This is a genomic window from Clostridioides sp. ZZV15-6383, assembly GCF_020657735.1.
Lineage (GTDB): Bacteria > Bacillota > Clostridia > Peptostreptococcales > Peptostreptococcaceae > Clostridioides > Clostridioides difficile_D.
This window is the reverse complement of sequence record NZ_JAGWCV010000048.1, coordinates 1-26,113: the sequence shown is the minus strand read 5'-3', so window position 1 is coordinate 26,113 and position 26,113 is coordinate 1. Positions and strand designations below refer to the sequence as shown.

Below are 26,113 nucleotides of genomic sequence, written 5' to 3'. Positions count from 1 at the left end.
TGGGATAGTATATATAATCAGTTATCTATATTCTTTGATAATAGAATATAATTTTAAAAAATTACATTCTAAAAATTTGCCATAATATATATGGTTTACAAAAATATTTAGAAATATCCCAGTATATATTTTTTACAATTTATTAGAATAAAATTCATATATTGGGAAATATTAATAGTAAATAAATAATTGTTGCTATAAAGTAGAAATTATCTTTAAAAGCACAAATTGATTTACAGTCTCAATGAAAAAGAGGCTTATCTCTATTTTGAGACAGCCTCTATAAAAGTATACGGTTTTACAAGTAATTATATTTTTGATAATTTATTTCCATTATTTGTTTTATCAAACATATGTTGAAAAATCTTTCTATTTACCAGGATTACTTCCAGTATTAAGTATCCAAGGTTTCTCTATACCATTTTTTAATGAGTTATAATTCACAATAAGTGTGTCATAGTTATTTTTAGCATCATCATTACTTACTACTTGTTTTTTATAATCAGTTAAAGTAATTAATCCTAAATCATATCTTAATTTAGTATTTTTTAATTGTTTTTCTGATAAATCAAGTTGTTTTTTAGTAATTTGAATTGTATCTTCTAAAGCGAGTAATTGAGCATAGCTATCAATTAATCCTTTTTTAAGAGCTTTTTTACTGTCTTCTAATGTTACTAGAGCATTTTCAGTATTATATTTTTGTTGAAGATAATTTGCATAAGTAGTAAGACCGGCAGCATAAGTTTGTCTTTCAAGATTATATGCTTCAACTTTGTTTTTATATTGCTCATAATCCTTTTTATACTTATTCATAAGAATATCATATTCAGCATCAGTTAGACTTCCTTGTTCTGGTTTTGTAGGAGCAACTGGTCTTGTAAGACTAGGTCTATCTGGTAAATCTGCTTTGTACTCATCTTTATCATTAAAACTTTCCTCTGTACGTTCCAAAATCAATTGGTCGTATTTTAAATATTCATTAACCTTACCTTCCATATATGAATCAACTGAGCCACCTACTCTAAAAGACTCAAATCTATATTCTTTATCCAATTGATAATTATTTAAATCTATATTAGTCAATAACTTAAAATAGTCTTGGTTGTTTTTTAGTTCTTGAAGTTTAGCTTTTTGAGTATTTTGTAGTGTTTGAAGTTCAAGTTCAGCTGATTCAGTTTCTAAAGATGTTACCAACCCCAAATCTTTTTTTAATTTCATATCTTTAATTTCTTTAGTTTTTATCTCAAGATTATTTTTTATCTTATCTAACTCATTTTCTCTTGAAACTAAATCATTGTATTTATTAGTAATATCATTAGCTATTTGGTCTTCCATAAATCCTTTAGCCTGTTCACTTTGATTTTTAAGAAGTCCAATTTGGTCATATGGGAATGAATTGCTACCTTCACTATATCTATCAATTTCATCTTGTACTTCTAACTTTTCTTTTAACATCTTTATTTCTTCTGATTTCATTTTTAATTTTTCACTATTTTTAAGTGCAGCACTTACAGCATCTCTAGCAGTAAAAATTTCCTTTTCAGATGTTCTTTTAGTTGAGTTATTTACAATAGAATTATCAACTTTATTTATAGAAGAAGTATTATTATTTGCGTAAACTGGCATAAGATTGGCTGTTATTATACCAACACCACATCCAATTGCAACTATTTTACTAACTTTTTTATTCAATACAATCACCCTCCATTCTATTTAAACTTTAGCTTTCAATTTTGGTTTCTTTATTATTTTACGCTTTATATTTCCTATTTTATCTGTTATCTTACCAAATATTTTAGGAATTTTGTCTGAAAACTTATTCTCCCATTTATCAAAGATTAAGTATATAGTAGGTATAAGTACCAAAGTTATAAGTGTAGATACAGTCAGACCACCCATTATAACTATAGCTAGTGGTTGCATAGTTTCTCCACCTTCGCCAAGAGATAGTGCTGTTGGTAACATACCTAAAATTGTTGTTGCTGTAGTCATTAGAACTGGTCTTAATCTTGCTGCACAACCAATTGAAACCAATCCAATTAAATCATTATTATGATTTGCTTTTCTAAGTTGCTCTATATAGTCAATAAGAACTATACCATTATTAACAACGATACCTATAAGTAAGATTATACCTAGCATACCTACAGTACTTAAACTTTGACCACTAACTAGAAGAGAAAGCACAACTCCAACAAATGCAAATGGAACACAGAACATAATTATAAATGGTTTACTAAATGATTCAAACTGAGCTACCATTACCATATAAACTAGTGCTATAGCTATGACCATTGAAAATCCAAGGCTTGCCATAGATTCATTCATCATTTCTGTTTCGCCACCAACACCTATAGAGTAATCTTTAGGAATTACCATTTTGTTTGTTTTTTCTAGAGCTAGTTTTGTAGCAGTACCAGCATCTAAATTGTCAAGTGTAGCAGTTATATTTACAGAAAAATCTCCATCAGTTCTAGATATAGATTGTAGACCATTTGCCATTTTTATATCTGAAAAAGCACCAAGAGGAACTTCTTTTCCAGTTGAAGAGTTTACTTTTAGTTGTTTTATATCTTCCAAATTATCAATAGTATCTGCTTTAAATTTTAGATTTACGTCCACTTTGTAATCGTCAATAGTAGCAGTAGTTACTGAGTCACCATTTATTGCTGTACGTAACATACCTGCGATTTCAGCAGTATTCACGCCATATTCTTGAGCCTTATGTTTATCTATCGTAAATTGAGCTTCTTGTGTTGTATCTGTAAGAGAAGTTTCAACATTTCTAAATCCTTTTATAGAGCTGAATTCTTTTTCCACTTCTTTTCCTAATATTTTTAATACATCTAAATCAGGACCTTTCATTTCTAATGTGAAGTCTGCTCCTCCAGCTCCACCCATGACACTACTGTTTTGACTTACATTTATTTTACAATCTGGTACAGTAGCCACTCTATCAATTATTTCTTTTTCTACTTCATCGGTAGTTCTTTTTCTATTTTTTTGAGATTCTAATTCAATTGATATATTTGCTGTATTATTATTTGAATCTGATGTCAAAGTTGTTATTAAAGTTTTAATTTCTGGAATATCTGAAACTTTTTTCTCAGTCATAGATACATAATAATCATTGGATTCTAGGCTAAGACCTTTTGGAAGTTCTATAGAAATAGATAATTCTCCCTTGTCTGCTGCAGGCATAAAGTCCATACCTATGAATCCCATTCCAAATAATGAAGCTACAAAAATAAGTAAACTTGATATTACAACTAAACGTTGATGTCTTAAACATACACTTAATAATTTTTTATATGCTTCACTTACTTTATCGAATATAGGGCTATCTTTTTCTTGCATTTTTTGGCTATTTTTACCTCTACTTAATTTTGCAAATACACTAGGAACAAGCGTAATTGCACCTATAAAAGAGAAGGCTAGGGAAGCTATAAGTGTTTTACCCAATGCTCCAAAAGTTATTTTGGCTATACCATCTGTAAACATAATAGGTAAGAATATTGCTATAGTAGTTAATGTAGATGCAAGTATCGCATTTGTTACAGTTCTTGTTCCCTCAATAGCACATTCATCAATACTCAACCGACCACTTTTCCTATATTTAAATATATTTTCAATTACAACTGTAGCATTATCAACAACCATACCAACCGAAATTACCAGTGAACTTGCAGTAATAAGATTTAAACTTTCGCCAGTAAAGTAGAGAATTGCTATAGCACCTATTATAGAAATTGGTATTGCAACTGCAACAACTAGTGAAGCTCTTACACTTTTTAGGAAAGCAAATATTACAATAAATGCAATAACAGCACTTATAAGCAAGTTGCTCATTACACTGTTTATTGATTCACTTATGTATGAACTTGTGTCATTAGCAATTTTAATTTTAAACTGAGGATTTTCTTTATTCAATTCATCTACATATTTGTATGCACTCTGCATAACTTTTACAGTGTTGGCATCTTGTTGTTTAGAAATATCTATTACCAAACTGTCTTTTCCATTGTATCTATAAATACTATCTTTGTCTGCATATCCATAATCTACACTACAAAGATTATCTAATCTAACTGTATTTCCTCCTTTTACAGGAATTTGAATCTGTTTTATGTCATCTAAGGATTCTAATTTATCAATTGCTCTTAAAACTATTTTATCCTCACCTTGGGTAATTGAACCATAGGGGAATGTTTTATTACTAGATGATAGGACACCTTTTATAGTGGATAAACTAACTCCATAATTTGAAAGAACAGCTGGGTCAGCTATTACATTAACCTGTGCTTTTTCTCCACCTTTAAGGTCTGCTGAAGTAACACCATCTATAGATTCTATTTTAGGTTGAATTACATCTTCAGCGTATTTTCTTAATGCTTGTGAACTATTTTCATTGCCTCCAGATATGACAAGTTGACCTATGGCTTGTGCATTCATATCAAGCTTTAAAACTGTTGGTTTAGCTGCATCATCTGGAAGACTGGTCTGTAATGCATCAACTTTAGACCTAACATCATTCATTATTTCATCCAAATTAGTTCCAAATTCAAATTGAGCCACTACCATAGAAACACTCTCTTGTGAACTTGATATAGTAGATTTTACATTTGAAACGGCTGATAAACCTTCATCAACTTTTTGACTAATTTGTTCATCAACGTCTTGAGGACCAGCACCTGTCCAAGTAGTCATAACCATTACAACAGGTATTTCTATATCAGGCATTAGATTTATTGACATTTTCTTATATCCAATACCACCAAAAACTATTAATACTAAAAAGACCATTATGATTGTGAGAGGACGCTTAACGGAAGTATGTGTTAAATTCATAGTACTATTTCTCCTTTTCTACAGGAAATATCTTAGTTCCATCAGAAATAAGACTTATCCCTCCAATAACCACTGTATCTTTATCACTTACACCACTTTTAATTTCTATTTTATCCTCTGTTACAATTCCAGTTTGAACTAATTTTTTCTGTGCTATATTATCTTTCTTTGCTATGTATACATATTTTTTTCCATTTTCTTCAAATATTGCCTTTTTAGGTACTGTAACAGCACCATTTTCTTTTTCAACACTTAGGTTTACTTGAGCAGACATACCTGCTTTAAACTTGTTGTTTGTATTATTAACAAGCACTTTAACAGGATATAAAGATGTCTGAGGGTCAACTACTGAAGGTACATAATCTATTTTTCCTAAAACTCTTTGGTCTTCAATTATAACATCTACATTTCCATCCTTCTTAAATTTACCTATATCTGATTCTGCCACATTTAAATTAACTTCTAATATATTAGGATTAGAAATAATAAAAGCTGGTTGTGATTGTGTTATCATTTCTTTTGAATCAAAGTTTTTAGCAGTTATTGTACCATCTACTGGAGATGTTAATGTTAATTTGTCTAAGTTACTCATTGCTAAATTATATGATACCTGAGCTTGGTCAAGCTGTTTTTTAGCAAGTGCCTTAGCTTGAGGTATACTCTTTGAAGTTGCTGTATCGTATGCTCTTTGAGCAGAATCTAGTTGTTGTTTTGTTTGTTCTAAAGAAAACTCTATTTTTTTAAATTGGTCCAAACTAATTACTTCCTGTTCATAAAGAATCTTATTATTGTCATAATTTCTTTGAGACTCATCATATTGAATCTTTGCATTGTCAAGAGCTGTTTTTGCTTGATTTACTTGAGCTTCTAATGAGCCACCAGTGGCACTTGAATAACTTGCTTTTGCTAAATCTAGTGATGCTTTACTTTGCTTTACACTATTTTCTAGCTCTGGACTGCTTATACTCAGTAATTCATCTCCTTTTCTTACGTTTTGCCCAAGTTTTACATAAACTTCTTGAACTGTGCCAACAGTCTGTGCAGTAACAGCTGTTTCATCTTTAACCTTTGTAGTTCCTGAGAAAGAATTTGTGTTTTCAATTTCTCCACCTACTGCCTTCTGAACAGAGACTGCTATTGGTTTCTCAGGTTCAGATTCTTCTGTTTTCCCACATCCAACTAAAAACAGTGAACTACACATTAAGAAAACTATTAAATATCTTTTCATATCTCCTCCTATTATATATTGCACACTAGCTTGTTGTAGAATTTAAAGTGTCTTATAATTTAAGTTTAGTTTTAGACTAATTAAAAAACTTCCCATTATTGGCAATTTATAATTCTCTAATTTGATTATAAATTTATAATTATTATGAGTCAATAACTTTTTCTTGTTTTAAATTTATTAATAGTTTATAATTTATACTATATAAACAACGAATGTTTTATTACACTATCTATTGAAGGGATGTTACAAATATGGATAACAACAATATACTTAAAATAGCGGACTCTTTTTTAGATTTTTTATTTGTGCTTGAGAATAATATATTTAAAGAAAGTGATTTGTTAAAAAAATTTCAAAATAACTCGGATATAATGAAAGCGTATTTTGAGGAATGTCCAATGGCTCCATCGCATGCTAAGGTAATTCTCTATCTTATGACATCTAATTCATCATCAATCTCTCAAATAGCCTCTAATTTAGGAATTTTAAAATCAAACATGACACCGATTATTGATAGATTAGTGGAACATGGTTTAGTCAATAAATTTCCTGACCCAAAAGATAGAAGAATTCTTAGGGTTGAATTAACAGATAAGGCATTTGAACTATTTGATGCAGTAAAAGCTATTCTCAAAGAATCTCTAGTAAAAAAATTATCAAATCTTTCTGAGGAGGAGCTGACTTTATTGGATGAACATACATTAAAGTTATCAGAAATAGTAAAGAAATTAGGTTAGATTTGATTGTGGAAGTAACTATTAAGAAAATTTATTAAGAAAATTAAAACTTTACAAGAAAAGAAATAGCAGTAGTATAATATTCTATATTATACTACTGCTATTTCTTTTGTTATGAATATTTAGTTATCAAACTCTATTTTCCAGTTGAAATAGCCAGTATCCGGGTTTTTATTATATTTTAATGTAGCATTAAATTTATTACCATTTTTAGCAGTTAAAGATTTTACTTTTGTTTCACCTTTTTTTAAAATATTTTTGACCATTGTTTTGTTAACTTTCTTTTTATAAAGATTTAAATACTTATCATTTTTCCAAATAACAAATTTACATTCTTTATGATTTTTACAAGCAAATCCTTTGTCAAATTCCAGTACATCACCTTGACAAATAGGGCATTTACCAAGAGCTTGATTTTCATCACCATTTTTACTTTCTTTTTTGTTATCAGAATCTTTTGATATAGCAACTTCTTTTTCAGCATTAGTCACATCTTTTTTCTGTTTTTTTTCTTTTGTTTTAGTAAATTTTTTAGTTTTTGAATCGAAAGTATATGCTTCCGTGTTTATATTTTTTGAAGCATCTTGTTTTATAATATTGACATTTTGATATATAAAACTAATGATATTAGTAAGATATTCTTTTCTTGTGTATTTTCCTTTTTGAATATCGCTCAAGCTTTTTTCAAGTTTCCCAGTATAATCTACATCAAATAAGTCTTTCACAGGAAAAATCTCAACTAAATTTTTTCCAAGGTCTGTTATAGAATAAGATTTCCCTTTTTTCTTTACATAGCCTACTTGACTTATCTTCTTTAACACATCGGCACGTGTGGCTGATGTTCCAATTGAATATCCAGACAGCACTGTTGTATCTTCTTCAGGAACATTTTTACCACAATTTTTCATTGCTTTTAAAAGAGTGTCCTCTGTATATGGTTTAGGTGGAGTAGTTTGCTTAGTTAATGGTTTTATTTCTAATACATCAACAATATCATCTTTATTTACAAGTGGGAGTAAATCGTTTTTTTCTTCCTTATTATATACCTCAAGATATCCTTTTGCTTTGAGTACCTTACCTTTTGTTAAGAAAGTACAATTATCTACTTCAGTCTTAATTTCTGTATTCTCATATTCAGCAGGAGGCATAAAGTTTGCTATAAATCTATCTTTTATAGCATCATAAACTAATTGTTCATCCTTAGATAAACTCTTTGGAATTATATAAGTTGGAATTATAGCACTATGGGAGTCTACTTTAGAAGAATCGAAGACCCTTTTAGTTTTAGAAAATTTAATTTTATTTTCATATTCAAGGCCAACCTTTAGCTTATCTAGAGTTTGAGAAGCTTTTGAAGCCAAACTTTCTTCTAGAAAGATAGAATCAGTTCTAGGGTAGGTTATATATCCACCCTTACCATTACCCTCATAAAGAGACTGACAGACATTTAAAACCTTATCAGATGTAAAATTGGAATACTTAGAAGTTATATATCCTTGAAGTGATGTCAAACTAAAAAGTTTTGGTGCATATTCTTTTGACATCGTAACTTTTTTATCTAGTATTTTACCAGTTTCAGATGTAATTGAAGCTATAATTTTATTTGCATCTTCAAGTGTATCAAATTTACTTTCTTTTCCCTTAATATATTTACCTTTATATTCACCAGTTTCAGCTTTAAAATGACCTTCTATTTCATAATAGGTTTTAGGAACAAAGTTTAGTATTTCCATATCTCTATCATAGACTAATTTAACTGTTGGAAGAATTACTCTACCTATATTTAGTAATTTTCCATTTCCATATTTCAATGTAGCAACAGAAGTAAAGTTTATTCCAATCAACCAATCAGTAATAAGTCTTGTATACCCAGCAGCTTGAAGATTTCTCATCTCATCTTCATCTTTTAAGTTTTTTATACCTCTTGTAATGTCTTCTGGTGTCCATTCATTTACCAAAATCCTTTTTACTGGTTTTTTATTTTTTGCAAGTAAGAATATTAAAAATGCTATAAGTTCTCCTTCTCGGTCATTATCAGTAGCATTTATTACATATTCTACATCTTTTCTATTCAAAAGTTTTTTTACAGTGTTGAATTGTTTGGTTTTAGAACTATCAATCTTAAATTTAAACTTATCTTCAGGAACAAATGGGAAATTGTTCATTTTCCAAGAGCCAGAATATTTATCTTTATCATAATCTTTCATATCATATAATGATACTAAGTGTCCAACTGCATAAGTAATTATATAATCATTTCCTTCAAAGTAACCATCTTGTCTGGTCTTTGCACCTAAAAATGATGCTATAGTTTTTGCAACAGATGGTTTCTCAGCGAGTACAAGTTTCATAAAAAATCCTCCTTTAAAACACTAATAATTATATTACCACAAAAAAATAAAAAACTTCAAGAGGTCGAAATTTAAGTTATAATATTTATAGAAAGTTGAAAGGAGATATAAAATGTACAATTTGAAAGTAAAAAAACTAAATGATGATGCTATAATACCTAATTTTGCTCACAAAGGTGATGCTGGTATGGATTTGTATTCTATAGAAGAGGTTATAATACCTTCTGGGGAGACTAAACTTATTAAAACTGGAATCTGTATAGAGCTTCCTGCTATGACAGAAGCACAGGTAAGACCTAGAAGTGGCCTTGCTTTAAAACATTCTATTACTGTATTAAATACACCAGGAACTATTGATGAAGGATATAGAGGAGAGCTTAAAATTATATTAATAAATCATGGCAAAAGTGATTTTAAGGTTGAAAAACATATGAAAATTGCTCAAATGATAGTAAAACCTATTTATGATATCAACATAGAAGAAGTTAAAGAGTTAAGTGACTCTGAAAGAGGAAAAGGTGGGTTTGGTTCAACAGGATTTTAAAAGTTACAAAAAAGTTAAAAAATATAGTCATCTTTTGAAAAGATAAAAGATGGCTATATTGCTAAATTACAGGCTGTTAATAATTAAAATTCATTTATGGTAATTTGTGGTAAATAAATATTACTATAGACAAATAGTTACAAATTTGTAATAATATTAATATAAAAGAAATAATTGATATTTTAGTATAGTGTCAATTATTTTTTTTATATTTAGAAATGAAATAAAGCTAGTAGAAAAGAGGAGATGAGTGGAAAGTTATGAATTTTAATCAAAAGAAAATAGCAGCCAGTATAATGGCAACTGCGATAATAATGCCTACCATGGGGAACTTAGCATATGCTAATGAGTCTGAATTAGAAAGTGTAAGTATAGAAAGCAGAACAATAACAGGAAATGCAGTAAATTTTAGAAAAGGACCAGGTACAAACCATGAATCAATAGGGAAACTTTATAAAGGTGATAAAGTTGAGTATGTAGGAAAAGATGGTTCTTGGATAAAAGTTAAATATAATGGAAACACAGGTTATGTGCATGGAAATTATGTAGGAATAAATAACCTTGGAAATAGTAATGAAAGTAATGATGCTTCAGTTAAGTCAACAAAAGTTGTAACAGCAAAAGGATTAAATTTTAGAACAGGACCAAGCACAAGTAGTTCTAAAATATCTACACTAGGATACGGAACTGAAGTTGGATACATATCTGAGTCAAATGGATGGTCAAAAATAAGTTCTAATGGTAGAGTGGGTTATGTTTCAAGTAAATATTTAGGAACTAGTGTAAATGACTCTACAAATGAAAATGCTGGAAACAGTTCAAATGACCTTGTAAAGGGTACAAAGGTAGTAACAGCAAAGTCATTGAACCTTAGAACAGGGCCAGGTACAGGTCATTCTAAAATAGGTACATTAAGCTATGGTACTGAGGTTGGAAGTATTTCTGAAAATGGAGGATGGACAAAAGTAAGTCATGGTAATCAAACCGGATATGTATCAAGTCAATACCTTGCTGAAAAAGGTTCGGTTGATACCTCAATTCCATCTTATTCGACTAATTCTCCAAGTCAGGGAGCTGATAGTGTAATAAGTTTTGCAAAGACACTACTTGGAAAACCATATGTATGGGGAGCAGAAGGTCCAAGTAGTTTTGACTGTTCTGGATTCACACAATATGTTATGAAAAAATCTGCAGGAGTTAGTATTCCAAGAGTATCTAGAGACCAAAGTAAGTATGGAACATATGTAAATAGAGGAGACCTTAGAAGCGGAGATTTAGTATTCTTTGATACACAAGGTTCAAATAATGGTTCTGTAAGTCATGTTGGAATATACATAGGAAATGGAGATATGATACATGCATCTTCAGGTTCATCAAAAAAGGTAACAATATCTAATATAAATAGTAGTTACTATTCAAGCAGATATGTAAACGCAAGAAGAGTTTTATAATTATTTTTTATTACAAAACTTTAATAAATAGATTTTTCTTTATTGCTTATAATATGAAAGCAGGTACAATATTGATAGTCTCATAGATTATAATCTATGTTGCTATTTGATTGGTACCTGCTTTTTTTATTTATTTTCTCTGTTTCTAAAAAATAAGTTGTATTTATATTTTTTATAAATTTTAACACAAACAGTAAATTATAAATTATCAAATAATAGTAGTTTATATAAATAAAAATTTTAGAACATTTTTTGAGATTCTTCTAACTCGTAAGCGTCCATTAAAGCTTCACCAAATCTTTGATAGTGAATTATTTCTCTTTGACCTAAGAATTTTAGTACATCTATAACATCAACATCATCTGTTAGATTTATAAGCTGATAATAAGTTGCAAGTGCTTTTTGTTCAGCTGCCATATCCTCATGTAAATCGGTTACAGGATTTGACATAACTGCTATAGGTCTTACATCAAATGGAACACCATTTGAATCTGTTGGATAAATTCCGTATCCATTTTGTGCATAGTTTGAACCAAGACCTGCAGCCTTTAACTCTTCTGGGCTTGCATCAGAAGTCAACTGATAAACCATAGTACATATAAGCTCAACGTGAGCTAACTCTTCTGTACCGATGTCTGTTAAAAGTGCACGCATATTACCAGTAGGCATTGTATATCTTTGGCTTAAATATCTCAAAGATGCAGCAAGCTCTCCATTTGGTCCACCAAATTGAGTTATAAGAAATTTAGCCATTCTAGGGTCGCAAGTTTTTATATTAACTGGGTGTTGTATAGTTTTCTGATATATCCACATGAATTTTCAATCCTCCAATACTTAATGTCTAATAATTAAATTCTCTGTCCCAAGGCCAAGGTTGGTCAGCCCATTGCCAAGGGCATCTACTTGGAGCATACCCAAAGTTAGTTAAAGGACCGTATTTATTTTCGTAAGCATATCTAGCTTGCGCAAATTGGTTACATAATGAATTGTAAGTATTGATAGCGTTTTTATCATCAGGGTGATTGTCTAAATATAAGTTCATATCAACACATGCAAAAGATGTTTCCTGAACTTTTCTCATAAGTTCAGCTCTAGATGAATCTTTCATTATCTTCTACCTCCTCTATATTTTTTTGGCTTAGCATATAATTCTTTGTTGTACATTTCAGATTCTAATAAGTTTAGTTCTGGGAATATAGTTCCAAATTTTAATGCATCAGAAAGGCAGTACATTTCTGTGAAAATTTGATTATTAATGTATGGTCTAGCCAAAGATGGACCACAATTTTTTTTGATATCTCTATTCTTATTTTCCAAGATGAAAACCTCCTTGTTGTAAATAGATAGGTAACTCTATCTAGTGTATAATATTCAATCATTTAAAAATCGTTACTCATAATAAAATATTAAATGAGAAAAATAAAAAAGATAATAAAAGAAAGAGGTTATTTATGTTATTATAAGTTTATGTGTTATTGTAAACTATAAATTATTTATTAAAATTAAAGTAAAAATTATAGTATTTTATGGATGAAGGTAGACTTTTTTGTAAAATATTATTAACATAAATATACGAGGTGATTAGATGAGTGAGCTATCAGGAAAAGGCTGTGAAATTATAGTTCCTTTTGAGGAAAGGCTTCCAGTAAGAGATATAGAAAAAAGTATAATAAAAAAATATAGAAAAAATTTATGGTCCAAGTTTATGAAGGCAATAAGAGATTATAAATTAGTTGAAGAAGGGGATAAGATAGCTGTAGCAATTTCTGGTGGAAAAGACAGTATTCTTATGGCTAAAATGTTTCAAGAGTTAAAAAAGCATGGACAAGTTAATTTTGATGTTGAATTTATTGCTATGGACCCTGGATACCATGCAAATATAAGACAATTACTTATAGATAATTGTGAATATCTAAATATACCAATACACTTATTTGATTCAAGAATATTTGAAATAGCAGATGAAATAGCAAAAGATTATCCATGTTATATGTGTGCAAGAATGAGGAGAGGAGCATTATATTCAAAGGCAGAAGAATTAGGGTGTAATAAACTTGCATTAGGTCATCATTATGATGATGTAATAGAAACAACAATGCTTAATTTATTATGTGCTGGTAATTTTAAAACAATGCTTCCGAAACTTAATTCCACTAATTTTGAAGGTATAAAAATCATAAGACCACTTTATTATATAAGGGAAGAACATATTATAAGATTTATTCAAAATAGTGGGATATGGCCATTAAATTGTGCATGTATGGTTGCTGCTAAAAAAACAGGTAATAAGAGATATGAGATAAAAGACTTAATAAAGAGTCTAGAACCAAACTTTAAAAATGTAGAAAAGTCTATATTTAAGGCGGCAGAAAATGTAAATCTTGATTCAGTACTTGGCTGGCAAAAGGATGGAGAAAAACATTCTTTCTTAGAAGAATTTGAATAAAAATAATTGAAAAGAATCACTATAAACAATTGGAAAGGGTGTTTATATTGAAAAGAGTATATATAGATTTTGAAATGAATATGCCAAATTCTAAATCAAAGAGAGCAGTATTAAATTCTGATATAATTGCAATTGGAGCAGTTATGTATAATGAGAAAACAAAAAATATTGATAAATTTAAATCTTTAATAAGACCAGTAAGTAATGAAGAGTTGTATCCTCATATACAGGAATTAACACATATATCTTCAGACGAATTGAAGAATGCACCAAGTTATGAAGAGGTCATGAGAAAGTTTAAAAAATGGCTTGGCGTATTTTCTGAAATTGAAGGAATATATACTTTTGGTAATTTAGATTTGACATGTTTCAATAACACAGATATGAGAAATTCTAAGAAAAATAACCATCCAAGATTTGTAAATAATATTAGAGATTTATTTGTAGACATAAAAGAAAAATATATAAATTGTGGTATGAGATGTATGAACTACATATCATTAAAAAATTTACTTGAATTTGCTAACTTAGAGTTTAGTGGAGATGCTCATGACCCATTAAATGATGCATATAATTTATTTATTTTGGATGAGGCAATCACAAATAATAGAGATATACAAAATCTTTTGATAATACGAGATATAATAAGACCACCATTCAACGATATAAATTGTGATTTAGATAATTGTTTCGATAAATTTAAGGAGTCACTGTATAAAAAAGAAGGAAATTATAATATTATGGATTTTTCGATTGAGATAATAAAAACTGTGAGAATGTACTTATCAACAATCATAGATATAAATATACAGAATTTAGAGGTTATGAAGGATATAAGTAAAAAATTGGATACTATAGATAAATTGAAAGATATAAAAGAAGGTTATTTTTATTTATTAGAAGATGTGTATTTTGATATGAAAGATATACTAGAAGATTTAATGCTTTATAGAGTACATGAAGACGAGTATAAGTATGAGATAGAAAATATAATAAAAATGTTTGATGAAGACTTATATAATGAAAAAATATATATAAATAAAGATGATGACTTAAATGTTGTTAATAAAGGATAGGAAATTATAGATAATAGAGCAAAACTTGATGGTTATAGCAATTTTTTATGAGATTAAAACTAAATTAGTATAAAAATATGTAAAATAATAAAAAATGGGAGCGTCTCAAAATGAACCTTTTAGCTCATGAGGCACTCTTTTTTCTATGAAATCAAATATATTTTCATTATTTCAACAATGAAAAAGATGCTTATCTCTGTTTTGAGAAGCCACATTTTTATCGTATATCGTTTTAAGCCTAATAAATATATTATATGTTTCATATTTAATATATTTTATAGATATTTTATGGTTATAAAATGTAAAAAATACGTCTTGTGAAAGTAATCAATTTGTTGTATTATAATTTACAAAATCTGTATTATAAGAGTACATATATTCAAATTTTTAACGATTAGTTTATATATTAAAAAGATGAAGGGAAGGATGAAGGCATGAGTTTTAAAGAAATAAAAATTGAGGAATTACAGTTTAATCCATTTACTAAGATTGGAAAAGAATGGTTGCTTATAACAGCTGGTGATTCAGAAAAGTTTAACACAATGACTGCTAGCTGGGGTGGTGTTGGAGTATATTGGGGTAAAAATGTCGTTACAATTTACATAAGACCACAGAGATATACAAAAGAATTTGTAGATAATAATGATACCTTTACAATTGCATTCTTTGATGAAACATACAGAGAAGCTTTAAATATTTGTGGTACTGTTTCTGGCAGAGATATAAATAAAATAGAAAAAGCAGGACTTACACCATATTTTGTGGATGATACAGTAGCTTTTGAAGAAGCTAATATGATTATGGTGTGTAAAAAGTTATATCATGGTAGTATGCCACCAGCAAACTTTGACGCTAAAGAAAATGATAAAAAATGGTATCCAGAGAAGGATTATCACACTATGTACATTTCAGAAATTATAAAAGTTCTTGTAAAAGGATAATTATAATAAAATTTATCTGAAAAGAAATTATTATAAGTAAACGATGGTGCTTTTTTATCTGATATCTAAATAGATGCTAATAACTAAATAAATATTAATTTTAAATAAATACTATTATAAAAAAGATGAACTATATTTACTAGAGTTCATCTTTTTATTTATGTAAGGCACTTACATAAGTAGAGATTTATTTGAGTATAAGTATTTATTTGAAATATTTGAGTATACTTTATAAATATTTTTATGTTAACTAGAAACACGTAATTTGTTACATTTATATTTGATTTATTTTAATATAAATAATTTCAAGATTAATTTTATTCAATATAGTTATTATAAAAGTATAAATAACATTCAATAAAAATATATATTGTATTAGGTATTTTAAATAAATTTTTTAAAGGGTGATTTTTTATGGAAAATATAACTAGTTATTTTACAACAATACTATGTGTATTTATATGTTTATCATCTGTATTTATATTTACTCAACTAGCTAGAGTATTTATTAACAAGAAGAAGGTTAATCAAAAATTTAAATCAAGAAAAGGATTTAGGTATGATAGAGATTTTATTGAAGCTAGAAGAGAAGAAATACATATAAAGAAGAACAATAGTAATAAAGAGAAGAGTAGCAATAAGAAATTAAAGGAAGAAAAAGTATTTAAATATGATAATGGCGATTTATATAAAGGTGAGTTTGTTGATGGGAAGAAAAATGGATTTGGGATATATATTTTTTCAAGTAAGGAAAAGTATGAAGGTTTGTGGAAAGATGATAAGATGCATGGAATAGGAAAATATACTTATAGAGATGGTTCAATATATACAGGTGAATTTAAATACGGATTAAAAAATGGTTTGGGGAAATTAACATATCCCAATAATGATATTTATAAGGGTTATTTTTTAGATAATAAGAAAAATGGTACGGGGGTATTCTATAAAAATGATGGAAATAAACAGGCAGGAATATGGGAAGATGATGAACAGTTTAAAAGTTTAGATTTTAAAGATTTAAATAATAGTGAAATAAATAAGATTTATCAAAATAGATTAAATAAGAATAAATTAAAAGTTTAGTTATTCTAATAAAAAAATCTTTATTTATGATGGAATATAGGATATATCTATGTTGTAATTTGTAAAATCTTATTATATCATATAAAATTAAGTATTGATTAGTCTATTACATAAATATAGAATATAAATATATCCATTTAATAATAAGGAGAAGAGATATGAAAGAGTATGTAGTTGTGGATTTAGAAACTACAGGATTAGATCCATATAAAGGTTGTGAAATAATAGAAATAGGAATAACAGAAATAAAAAATGAACAAATTGTAAAAAACTATTCAAGGTTGATAAAACCTAAGGGGATAATTTCTTCATTTATAACAGAATTGACACATATAAGTAATGAAATGGTAGAAAATGAAGAACCTATAGAATTAGTTTTACCTAGATTTAGAAAATACATAGGTGATAGAACTATAATTGCACACAATGCGAAATTTGATTTGAAATTTTTAAATTACTATCTTAGAATGTTAGATTTAGAACCAATAAACAATTATATATGTACAGTAGAATTATTAAAAAAATGTAAAAGTTATAAAGGAAAAAATAAGAAACTTGAAACAGCTTGTGCTTACTACAATATAGATAATATAAATGCTCATAGAGCTGATAGCGATACTTTAGCAACTGCAAAACTATTTTTGAAAATAAAAGATGAATATTAATCATAAATATAGAGAAAATTAGTGAAAATATCCTTTATAAAATTGACCCTTAAACTTACAATTTTGTTCTTTGATTTATTTTGTAGAACAATGTATAATGTACCTTATATGAAGAAGGGAGACTAAAATGGGTTATTACAATGATAATAATAAAATAAGACGTAAAAAAGTCAGTAACAGTAAAGATAGTAATAAAAAATCTAAACATTCTTATACTTCGACAAATAAAAAAAATAAAAATTCTAAGACAAGTTCTAGTAAAAGAATGATTGAAAAAGTAGATTCACAGAATCTTATAAAAAGAGAAAGAGATAGTTTTACAAGAGATAATGTAAGACCTTTAAATACAGATTATAATCAAAGAGAAAGAAGAAGAGTTGAGTATAAGCAAAGAGAGAAAAAGTTAAAAAGTAAAAAAAGAAAAAAACAAAAAAGAATTAAAATAGTTAGGGCATTGTTATCTATTATGCTAGTTGCAATGATTATATTTTCAGTGGCAGGTGCAATATTTACAGTTTCAGCTATAAAAGGGTCGCCTGAAGTTACTAAAAAATTAATTAGGTCTAAATATATAAGTAGTGAGGTTGTCAGTATAAAGCAAATTCCAGATGATTTAAAACATGCAATAATTTCTATAGAAGATGAGAGATTTTATAAGCATAAAGGAGTGGATGTTATTTCTTTAGTTAGGTCAGTATTAAATAATGTATTTACAGATACAACACAAGGTGGGAGTACTATAGACATGCAAGTTTCAAAAAATCTGCTTACTAGTGATGATAAAACTATGAAACGAAAAATAAGGGATATGTATAATGCTAAGCAGATGAATAAGATTATGACTAAGGACGAAATTCTTGAAGCTTATTTAAATAATATGTATCTAGGCAAAGATGCATATGGAGCTGCAAAGGGAGCTGAAGTCTACTTTGGTAAAAAAGTTAGCAAATTAAATCTAGCTGAATGTGCTATGTTAGCTGGTATGACAAATAATCCTGCAAGGTATATTGACCATGGGGAAGCTAAGAAGAGACAAGTGATTGTATTGTATAAGATGCATGAGCTTGGCTATATAACTGATAAGGAGTATAGAATAGCTAAAGCTGATGACACTCCATTTAAATCAGAAATTGATTAAATTTGTAAATAATATAGTTTTTTCAATACTTTGAATAACTAGAAAGATAATAAAATAAGTGATTTGCCATCCATTTGCCACTGTAATTACAATCCGGTGGCAAATTACTTTATAATTCCTTCAAAAATATTCATTGTTTCATTTTTCATTTTATTAGTTACATGAGAATAAGTGTCCATAGTAGTAGAAATTTTATTATGACCAAGTTTTTTTTGTATATCTCTAACTGAAGAATTAATCTTAAGTGTTGTTAGTTCAAAAACACCATTTCCTTTATCAATAAGAGTATGTCTAACTCTTATTATTTTGTTTTTAAAATCTATATCTTCCTAACGAATCCCTAAAACTTTTCCTGCTTTCATAACAGTACTAAAACCGATATTTAAAACTATATTCATTTGATACATTCCCCATAGCTAGAGCAAGGGGATTTTTGGTGGCTAACGACTTAATACTATCTAAACGATAGAATCATAGGTGGTTACAAAGCCAAGCTACTTGGGCAGTGTCTTCGCCACTACTACCTTATATTAATGCTTTCAAATGTGAACCAGATGCTATGAATATTGCTTCAGTAGCTGTCAGAGATAAATCACCTATAGTATTAACTGATGGGAAAAGTGTGCCATTTAATACTACTAGAATAGAAAGTTATGTAATAGGTGTGACTTCATCAATGAGTGGTAGTTTAGTAAAGGTGAGCAAAATAGCATTTACAAAGTAGCGATTGTAGGCAAAAAGATAGAAATTCTATAAGTTAATATAAATACTTTATAATTCGTCAAATGTTAAATTTTTTAACATAATACTATTTAAATGTAGATAAAACTAAAAAGGGTTTTCTAGAAAACAAAATCTATCTAATTATACTTACTAATACCATCACTTGGTGCAAATAGGTTCTACTACATTTTTTCCGTACTCTAATATAAAATCATCTAGCTGTGTATCTATAAAATCACAATAATCATATGAACTACCAATATAAGCAGTCAACATATGTGTACATCTATCCATTTTATCTCTAAACATATATATTATTATCCCCCTAAAAACTTTCATAAAAACAAAAAGAACAATATCTTTTTGGCAACTGGCTGACATAACTCATAAGATATTTTATAAGCGTTAGTCCCTATAGCTTTGCGTCACTAAATTTCTCTAGTTTTGCCGATTTAGTTTTATTCTACAACTAAAATAATACAATAGAATTAGTTATTATTCAACATATTTGTTTGAAAATTGAATAAACTTATAGCTATGAAGATTATTTTACACTTAAAAAAGCAGACTAAATACATAGAATATATGGCAAGAAAAATTATTAAGAGTAGAATTAATAGTAATGGATAATGAAGAATATTATGCTTTTAAGAAAAAGGTATTAAAATCTAGTAAAAGTAGAAAAATAATGCGTTCTTTTACTATTACACATAAATCTATAAGTAAAGAAAAGTTAGATTCACTAGAAGAGTATTACAAAAGCTTAAAAGAATAAATTGTAAAAATTGGATGGAAGTATTTACCTTAATTATTTTGTTTAGAAAACTTTATTGAGATAGAATTTACTTTATAGACATACACATATATATAGTAAATTTAAATCAGAAATTAATTAAATTTGTAAAGTGTATAGTGTTTTCAGAGGTTTAAATAACTTGAAATTCAACAAAATCGGTGATTTGCACCCAGTTTATTCTATAATTGTTGTAATTTGGTTGCAAATTATTTTAATGTACAAATTAGAGAATAGAGTATTGTTTTAAATACTATATTATGCTAAAATTTATTTGTGTTTTATAAATTAAAAACATATAGTTTAGTTTTCTAGGGTTCCGCATTTTATAATGGTCAGGTCCAAGAGAAAACGCACAATTATTGTGTACACGGAAGGATAAAAGCCTGGGAGATATTTAATAATATTTCTTTAGGCTTTTTTATTTTTACATACTTTAAATTTGAGGAGGTTTTCTAATGAAAAAATTTGTTATTGAGGATGAGTTTTGGAGTCTATTTCCTAGTGCAAAGATTGGAGTTGTTATTTGTCATGATATAGACAACTCTATAAAAAATGAAGAATATAAGAAAATAATTTTACAGTCAGAAAAAGAAGCATTAAAATACTTGGATGATTCAGAATTTAGCAATAACCAAGTAATCAAAGTATGGAGAGAAGCATTTAAAAAGTTTAAAACGAAAAAAGGAGCAAGGTCTTCTATTGAGGCACTATTAAAAAGAGTTCATAATGGAAATAATATAGGAACTATTAATCCTTTAGTAGATATCTACAATTCTATCTCACTAAAATATGCATTACCTTGTGGAGGAGAAGATATAGATAAATTTATAGGAGATATTAGGTTAACTAGAGCAATTGGTAATGAGGAATTTATTCCATTAGGGACAGATGAAAATTCATCTCCATATGAAGGGGAAATAATTTATAAAGATGATGGTGGAGCAATTTGTAGATGCTGGAATTGGCGTGAAGCAGTGAGAACGATGCTTACTGAAAATACAAACAATGCATTTTTATGCATTGAATTAGTAGATGAAAGTAGATTTAAAGAATTTGAAAATGCTTTAAATGAATTAGCTAAAACAGTTCAAGACAAATTAGGTGGAAAATGTAAAATTTCAATTTTAGATGTTGACAATAAAAAAGTATCAATAGATTAATTTGGAGATGATATAGTAATGAGTTATTTTAGTTATAAAGATATTTATATTGAGGATGCGAAAAAAATACTAGAAGTAAATATACTTCCTGAAAAGTACTGTAATTTTGATTGTATATTTTGTCCTATTGGAAGGTCATATAATAAAGTAGATATATATCAATCATTTGGCAAGATAGATGATTCATTGAGAGAATTAGAAAGTATGATAGAAAAGAATAAAGCAGAATTAGTTTTTATTAATTCAAAAGGAGAAGCTTTATTGAATGATAAAATTTGTGAGGTTATTAAGTTAATAAAACGAAAAAAAGTTCCTGTACGTTTACTTTCTAATGGATATTTATTGGGTAAAGATGAATATATAAAGGTAGCCAATATGTGTGATGAGGTTGTTGGAGAGATAAAAGCAATGTCAGAAGAAGATTTTCAAAAAATTCAAAGACCAATTTTGGGATATACTTTAGAAAAATATATTTCAAATATGATTTTATTTAATAGACAATATAGAGGAAAATTTATTTTAGAGATAACGATTATCAAGGGATATAATGATGATGAGGATTCTATTGATGAGATAAAAAGTATTGTTGATAAATTATCTCCGGATAAGGTGATTGTTGAAAGAATAAATGATGAAAAATTTAAGAAAAAACTTGGTATATCTGACGAAAGATTTGAAGAAATTTCAAAAGAATTGTGTAATATTAAAAGTATTCCAAATCAAGAAACAAATTAAGTAGTGATATAGCTAATTATTAATATTATAAAATTTTATGTTTACATTATAGGGAATAAAAGAAAGTTATAAGTTTAAAATACTTTATAAATTATTAGATTTTATAAATATAAAATAAAAACTTAGAATATAATAAAAGCCTTTAAAATAAAAAAATTATTTTAAGGTTTTTTTATTATGCTCTTTTAAATTTTACATAATTAACAATAAAAATATATTGTTAGCTATAATGTTTTTATTGAAAAGCGATATTAAACAATGTATCATACTATATATAATATTTTAAAGGAGCTATTAGATTTTCAACATTAAGTAAGGGTTATAGTTAATTTAGATATGTTTGTAAATAATCAATATGAAATAGATATTTTAATAACATAAAGGTACAATTAGGAGATTATTAAAATTTATTATATATTGCTCTAGTTTATTTTAAAAAAAAGTATTATAATATCCCTTGTGTGAAAATATGGGAATTTTTATTAAACAGTTTCAATGTGAAAATAATATTCTACACTATTATAATTAAATATATAAAATGAAACGTTTAAGCAATTATGTTTCAAAATCTAACTTTTAATATTTTAAAAAAATTAGAAAGTTAACAAAAAATGCAAAAATTCACATTTTTTTCATAAATTGTTTGACTAAAAAATTCACATGTTGTAGAATTATGTTAGCAGGAGTTTTGAGGGAGGTGTAAATGATGATAAAAAAAATACCACAAGCAGAACTAAAAGTAATGAAATTCATTTGGAGATTAGATGCTACAGTGACATCAAAGGATGTTATTGAAGCTATGGAACAAAAATATGGCTGGAAACAAACTACGACACTGACACTTTTATCAAGGCTAGTAAAAAGAGGATTCTTAGATGCTCAAAAAATAGACAGATATACACATTACACAATAGTGGTAAAACACAAAGAATATTTAAGTTTTGAGACAAAGGATTTCCTAAGTAATATACATGATGACTCTTTGCGAAGCTTAATTTCAGCATTACATGAGGATGAAAATATAGGTAAAGACACGCTAGATTTTTTAGAAAGTTATTTTGAAAATTTAAAGGATGAATAATTGTATGATATATGTCTTTGAAAATCTTATACAGACAACTATTATATGTAGTCTTGGTATTTGTCTATTATTATTTTTGAAAAGATATTTATTTAAGAATTTTAGCAAAAGATTCAATTATTATATTTGGTTGATAATAGTCTTTAGGATGTTACTTTTTCTATTTAATTATACTGTAACGTATGAAATAAAAAAGTCTAAAAGAGTTAGAGTAGGAAATAATATTACACAAATTGATATTCCTACAGATAATAATCTTATGCTGTATGTAGCTTATTTATGGTTATTTGTAACTATAGTCATTGCAGTTTATACATTTATAAAGTATACGAGATTTAAAAATCTTGTTGTTGATGTATCTTATGATATTGACGATAATGATGTAAATTGTATTTATAAAAATTTATTAGAAGAATTAAACATAAAGAAGAAAATTGAGTTAAGAGGTTCTGATGAACTTATAAGTCCAGCAGGTATGGGATTATTTAAGTCATACATATTTTTACCAGATTATCCTTATAGTAAGGATGAGCTGACTTGGATTTTAAAACATGAATTAATGCATTTTAGAAACAAAGATATTTTAATAAAGCTTTTAGTATTGTCTGTGAAAATAATATATTGGTTTAATCCGCTAGTTTATATAATGAGCAATAGAGTAAATCTAGATTGTGAATTATGTTGTGATGAAAGTGTTTTGACTGAGCGCTCTTTAAGAGATAAAAAAGAATATGCATTAGCACTTATAAAGTCAATTAAGCTAAGTAAGAATTATCAGAGTGGGATTTTAACTACAGAATTTAATAAGACAAGTTTAGAAATAAGACTTGATAGTATTGTTAAAAATAAGGGTAGAAGTGGTATTCTGATGTTGTTAATTTTGATTTGTATATCTTTAATAACATACTTTAATCTTGAACAAATTAGTTTTGATAATTCTAATTCTTTAAGAACAATAGGAATTCTTAATAATACAAGAGCTGATCTTAAAAGTGATAATATATTAAGTCGTAAAGTTATTTATTCAGAACATTAAATTTAAAGACTAGTATTTATAGTTGATATTTTTATCAATACAAGTAAAAAAATAATCTTATAGGTTTACAATGTGAATAAAGGTAAGCTAGATTAATTTAATAATTTAAGGGATGAATAATTGCATGATACATATTTTTGAAAATTTTATTCAGATAACTGTTATATGTAGTATTGGTATTTGTTTATTATTATTTTTGAAAAGATATTTGTTTGAGAATTTTAGTAAAAAATTTAATTATTATATTTGGTTGATAATAGTTTTTAGGATGTTACTTTTCATGTTTAATTATACAATCGTGTACGAAGTAACAGGATCTAAAAGTAATATAGTAGAAAGTGATATTGTACAAATTAATATACATATAGATAATAATCTTATGTTGTATCTATCTTATTTATGGATATTTGTAACTATATTTATTATAGGGTATACATTTATAAAGTATACAAAATTTAAAAATCTTGTTGTTGATATATCTTATGATATAGAAGATAGTGAAGTCAACTGTATCTATAAAGATTTATTGAAAGAGTTAAATATAAAAAAGAAAATTGAACTAAGAGGTTCTGATGAACTTATAAGCCCAGCAGGTATGGGATTATTTAAATCATATATATTTTTACCAGACTATCCTTATAGTAAGGATGAGTTAACTTGGATTTTAAGACATGAATTGATGCACTTTAAAAACAAAGATATTTTAATAAAGCTTTTAGTATTATCTGTGAAAATGATATATTGGTTTAATCCAATAGTTTATATAATGAGCAATAGAATAAATATCGATTGTGAATTATATTGTGATGAAAGTGTTTTGTCTGATTGTTCTTTAAGAGATAAAAAAGAGTATGCATTAGCACTTATAAAGTCAATTAAGATGAGTAAGAATTATCCTAGTGGAATTTTGACAACTGAATTTAATAAGACAAATTTAGAAAAGAGATTAGATAATATTATTAAGAAAAAAGGTAGAAGAGGTACTTTTGTAGCATTAATTTTGATTTGTATATCTTCAATAACTTATTTTAATGTTGAAAAAATTAGTTTTGATAATTCTAATGCTTTAAGGACAATAGGAATTCTTAATAATACAAGAGCAAATCTTAAAAGTGATAACATATTAAATCGTAAAGTTATCTATTCAGAATATTAAATTTAAAAGTAAGTATTTATATTAATATTTTACAATAAAAGTATCAAGGAGGAATGAAACATTGAAAAGAATAACAAAAACTTTAGCAATTACTTGTTGTATGACGTTTGTATTTGGTAATACTGTATTTGCAAACTCAAACAATAAAACTTTTAACTATGAAAAGGTGTTAAATGAAGAATCTGTTGAAAAATCATTTACAGTATCAGGATATGAATTTACATATCAAAATGCACCAGAAGAAGTTAAGAAAGAATATGAGGAGAGTTGTAAGGAATTTAATATAAAACCTTCTCCAGATAACTTGATTTTCATACCTGATGAAAATATAAACACTTATAATTTAGATGGATATAAAGATTCCAGAATTTTGTATGATATTCAGTATGATAGAAGTGGTAAATTTATAGTTTCAGGTGGAGGTAAGAATTATACTGTTAGTACAAGTGTTACCGTGGGTTATGGATATACTACATCAGGTAATCCAGTGCACTTAGCTCAGCTTTTATGTAATGAAATAGCTAATACTGGTATTCAAGCTGATAGTCAATTTGGAAGTGCTACATATAATGCAGTTAAGACACTACAAGGTAAACTTGGTTTAACAAAGGATGGAATTGTAGGAAAACGAACTTGGGAAGCTGCAGCAAATAGACTTTAATAAAAATAAAAAAGGGGCTGTCGCAGGAGCAAATTAAATTTGTTCTGTGGGAGCTCTTTTTTACTTACCTTAATAGGTATATTTTTAATTATTTTATATAAAGTTTATGTTGTAAATAAAATTATGCATAACAAATAAAGGTATGAAAATACCATTTTTTCAGATAATATTTGATTGTAAATAATAATTTTAGAATACTTTTTTTAAATGATGAAGATATATTCCACGTTTATTTTTTACTATTTTATTGTGTAGTC

General features: G+C 27.3%; 24 protein-coding genes, 1 pseudogene and 2 riboswitches. Of the genes and pseudogenes, 17 read left to right on the top strand and 8 right to left on the bottom strand.

Annotation, left to right across the window (positions count from 1 at the left end; translation table 11 throughout):
* Window positions 1-369: 369 nt before the first annotated feature.
* From KGF42_RS14965 to KGF42_RS14955, 3 genes are read right to left on the bottom strand one after another with little or no spacing between them, the layout of a single operon-like run.
* On the bottom strand, window positions 370-1,692 hold the full coding sequence (locus KGF42_RS14965; RefSeq protein WP_255643234.1) for a TolC family protein: 1,323 nt from the start codon (window positions 1,690-1,692) through the stop codon (window positions 370-372).
* 21 nt (window positions 1,693-1,713) lie between these two features.
* A complete protein-coding gene (locus KGF42_RS14960; RefSeq protein ID WP_227826592.1) occupies window positions 1,714-4,848 on the bottom strand; it encodes an efflux RND transporter permease subunit in 3,135 nt (1,044 codons plus the stop codon).
* A 4-nt stretch (window positions 4,849-4,852) separates the two neighbouring features.
* Window positions 4,853-6,076 carry an efflux RND transporter periplasmic adaptor subunit gene (locus tag KGF42_RS14955; protein ID WP_227821254.1) on the bottom strand — a complete coding sequence of 408 codons (1,224 nt, stop codon included), beginning with the start codon at window positions 6,074-6,076 and terminating at the stop codon, window positions 4,853-4,855.
* A gap of 251 nt (window positions 6,077-6,327) precedes the next feature.
* Between KGF42_RS14955 and KGF42_RS14950 the strand changes: the two genes are divergently transcribed.
* Entirely contained in the window at window positions 6,328-6,813 is a 486-nt protein-coding gene (locus KGF42_RS14950) for a MarR family winged helix-turn-helix transcriptional regulator (protein WP_003430844.1), read from the top strand.
* Between the two features lie 122 nt (window positions 6,814-6,935).
* Here the strand turns inward: KGF42_RS14950 and KGF42_RS14945 are convergent, their stop codons facing one another.
* Complete coding sequence (locus KGF42_RS14945; RefSeq protein WP_227821255.1) at window positions 6,936-9,164, bottom strand: type IA DNA topoisomerase; 2,229 nt, start codon at window positions 9,162-9,164, stop codon at window positions 6,936-6,938.
* 112 nt (window positions 9,165-9,276) lie between these two features.
* Between KGF42_RS14945 and dut the strand changes: the two genes are divergently transcribed.
* Both dut and KGF42_RS14935 read left to right on the top strand, forming a co-directional pair.
* Complete coding sequence (gene dut, locus KGF42_RS14940) at window positions 9,277-9,708, top strand: dUTP diphosphatase (protein ID WP_054274410.1); 432 nt, start codon at window positions 9,277-9,279, stop codon at window positions 9,706-9,708.
* A gap of 260 nt (window positions 9,709-9,968) precedes the next feature.
* Entirely contained in the window at window positions 9,969-11,159 is a 1,191-nt protein-coding gene (locus KGF42_RS14935) for a C40 family peptidase (protein ID WP_227821256.1), read from the top strand.
* 240 nt (window positions 11,160-11,399) lie between these two features.
* Here the strand turns inward: KGF42_RS14935 and KGF42_RS14930 are convergent, their stop codons facing one another.
* Genes KGF42_RS14930 through KGF42_RS14920 form a run of 3 tightly spaced genes read right to left on the bottom strand, consistent with a single transcriptional unit; the run spans window position 11,400 to window position 12,476 of the window.
* Window positions 11,400-11,972, bottom strand: a complete 573-nt coding sequence (locus tag KGF42_RS14930) for a manganese catalase family protein (RefSeq protein ID WP_003416728.1) — start codon at window positions 11,970-11,972, stop codon at window positions 11,400-11,402.
* Between the two features lie 28 nt (window positions 11,973-12,000).
* Complete coding sequence (locus tag KGF42_RS14925; RefSeq protein ID WP_004454698.1) at window positions 12,001-12,267, bottom strand: spore coat protein CotJB; 267 nt, start codon at window positions 12,265-12,267, stop codon at window positions 12,001-12,003.
* Complete coding sequence (locus KGF42_RS14920; RefSeq protein WP_227821257.1) at window positions 12,267-12,476, bottom strand: spore coat associated protein CotJA; 210 nt, start codon at window positions 12,474-12,476, stop codon at window positions 12,267-12,269. Before KGF42_RS14920 ends, KGF42_RS14925 begins: the two co-directional genes overlap by 1 nt.
* Before the next feature lie 268 nt (window positions 12,477-12,744).
* On the opposite strand from KGF42_RS14920, the gene KGF42_RS14915 reads away from it, so the two are divergent.
* The 7 genes and pseudogenes from KGF42_RS14915 to KGF42_RS14885 form a co-directional block, all read left to right on the top strand.
* Window positions 12,745-13,605 (top strand): tRNA 2-thiocytidine biosynthesis TtcA family protein, encoded by an 861-nt coding sequence (locus KGF42_RS14915; protein ID WP_054274408.1) that lies wholly within the window; start codon window positions 12,745-12,747, stop codon window positions 13,603-13,605.
* Window positions 13,606-13,652: 47 nt separating this feature from the next.
* The gene (locus tag KGF42_RS14910) at window positions 13,653-14,681 is read left to right on the top strand and encodes a 3'-5' exonuclease (RefSeq protein ID WP_255650974.1); all 1,029 of its coding nucleotides are present in this window, start codon (window positions 13,653-13,655) and stop codon (window positions 14,679-14,681) included.
* Between the two features lie 434 nt (window positions 14,682-15,115).
* Window positions 15,116-15,622 (top strand): flavin reductase, encoded by a 507-nt coding sequence (locus KGF42_RS14905; protein WP_227826590.1) that lies wholly within the window; start codon window positions 15,116-15,118, stop codon window positions 15,620-15,622.
* Window positions 15,623-16,036: 414 nt separating this feature from the next.
* On the top strand, window positions 16,037-16,705 hold the full coding sequence (locus KGF42_RS14900; protein WP_227826589.1) for a hypothetical protein: 669 nt from the start codon (window positions 16,037-16,039) through the stop codon (window positions 16,703-16,705).
* Between the two features lie 158 nt (window positions 16,706-16,863).
* The gene (locus KGF42_RS14895; protein WP_227821261.1) at window positions 16,864-17,370 is read left to right on the top strand and encodes a 3'-5' exonuclease; all 507 of its coding nucleotides are present in this window, start codon (window positions 16,864-16,866) and stop codon (window positions 17,368-17,370) included.
* 127 nt (window positions 17,371-17,497) lie between these two features.
* Window positions 17,498-18,508 carry a biosynthetic peptidoglycan transglycosylase gene (locus KGF42_RS14890; RefSeq protein ID WP_227821262.1) on the top strand — a complete coding sequence of 337 codons (1,011 nt, stop codon included), beginning with the start codon at window positions 17,498-17,500 and terminating at the stop codon, window positions 18,506-18,508.
* Between the two features lie 532 nt (window positions 18,509-19,040).
* A pseudogene (locus KGF42_RS14885) lies at window positions 19,041-19,202 on the top strand (cell wall-binding repeat-containing protein); the annotation flags it as partial.
* A gap of 188 nt (window positions 19,203-19,390) precedes the next feature.
* Here KGF42_RS14885 and KGF42_RS14880 read toward each other — a convergent pair.
* Entirely contained in the window at window positions 19,391-19,540 is a 150-nt protein-coding gene (locus KGF42_RS14880; protein WP_227826588.1) for a hypothetical protein, read from the bottom strand.
* 53 nt (window positions 19,541-19,593) lie between these two features.
* Window positions 19,594-19,690: riboswitch (cyclic di-GMP riboswitch) on the bottom strand.
* 163 nt (window positions 19,691-19,853) lie between these two features.
* On the opposite strand from KGF42_RS14880, the gene KGF42_RS14875 reads away from it, so the two are divergent.
* The 7 genes from KGF42_RS14875 (at window position 19,854) to KGF42_RS14845 (ending at window position 25,856) form a co-directional block, all read left to right on the top strand.
* Window positions 19,854-20,006 (top strand): hypothetical protein, encoded by a 153-nt coding sequence (locus KGF42_RS14875; protein ID WP_227826587.1) that lies wholly within the window; start codon window positions 19,854-19,856, stop codon window positions 20,004-20,006.
* Between the two features lie 318 nt (window positions 20,007-20,324).
* A riboswitch (guanidine-I (ykkC/yxkD leader) is annotated at window positions 20,325-20,419 on the top strand.
* A gap of 63 nt (window positions 20,420-20,482) precedes the next feature.
* Window positions 20,483-21,187 (top strand): B3/4 domain-containing protein, encoded by a 705-nt coding sequence (locus KGF42_RS14870; RefSeq protein WP_054274400.1) that lies wholly within the window; start codon window positions 20,483-20,485, stop codon window positions 21,185-21,187.
* An 18-nt stretch (window positions 21,188-21,205) separates the two neighbouring features.
* A complete protein-coding gene (locus tag KGF42_RS14865) occupies window positions 21,206-21,922 on the top strand; it encodes a radical SAM protein (RefSeq protein WP_227823448.1) in 717 nt (238 codons plus the stop codon).
* A 703-nt stretch (window positions 21,923-22,625) separates the two neighbouring features.
* Complete coding sequence (locus KGF42_RS14860) at window positions 22,626-23,003, top strand: BlaI/MecI/CopY family transcriptional regulator (RefSeq protein WP_227823447.1); 378 nt, start codon at window positions 22,626-22,628, stop codon at window positions 23,001-23,003.
* Window positions 22,996-24,039 carry a M56 family metallopeptidase gene (locus KGF42_RS14855; protein ID WP_227826586.1) on the top strand — a complete coding sequence of 348 codons (1,044 nt, stop codon included), beginning with the start codon at window positions 22,996-22,998 and terminating at the stop codon, window positions 24,037-24,039. Before KGF42_RS14860 ends, KGF42_RS14855 begins: the two co-directional genes overlap by 8 nt.
* Before the next feature lie 112 nt (window positions 24,040-24,151).
* Window positions 24,152-25,195 (top strand): M56 family metallopeptidase, encoded by a 1,044-nt coding sequence (locus tag KGF42_RS14850; protein ID WP_227826585.1) that lies wholly within the window; start codon window positions 24,152-24,154, stop codon window positions 25,193-25,195.
* 61 nt (window positions 25,196-25,256) lie between these two features.
* The gene (locus KGF42_RS14845) at window positions 25,257-25,856 is read left to right on the top strand and encodes a peptidoglycan-binding domain-containing protein (protein ID WP_227826584.1); all 600 of its coding nucleotides are present in this window, start codon (window positions 25,257-25,259) and stop codon (window positions 25,854-25,856) included.
* Window positions 25,857-26,113 lie beyond the last annotated feature (257 nt).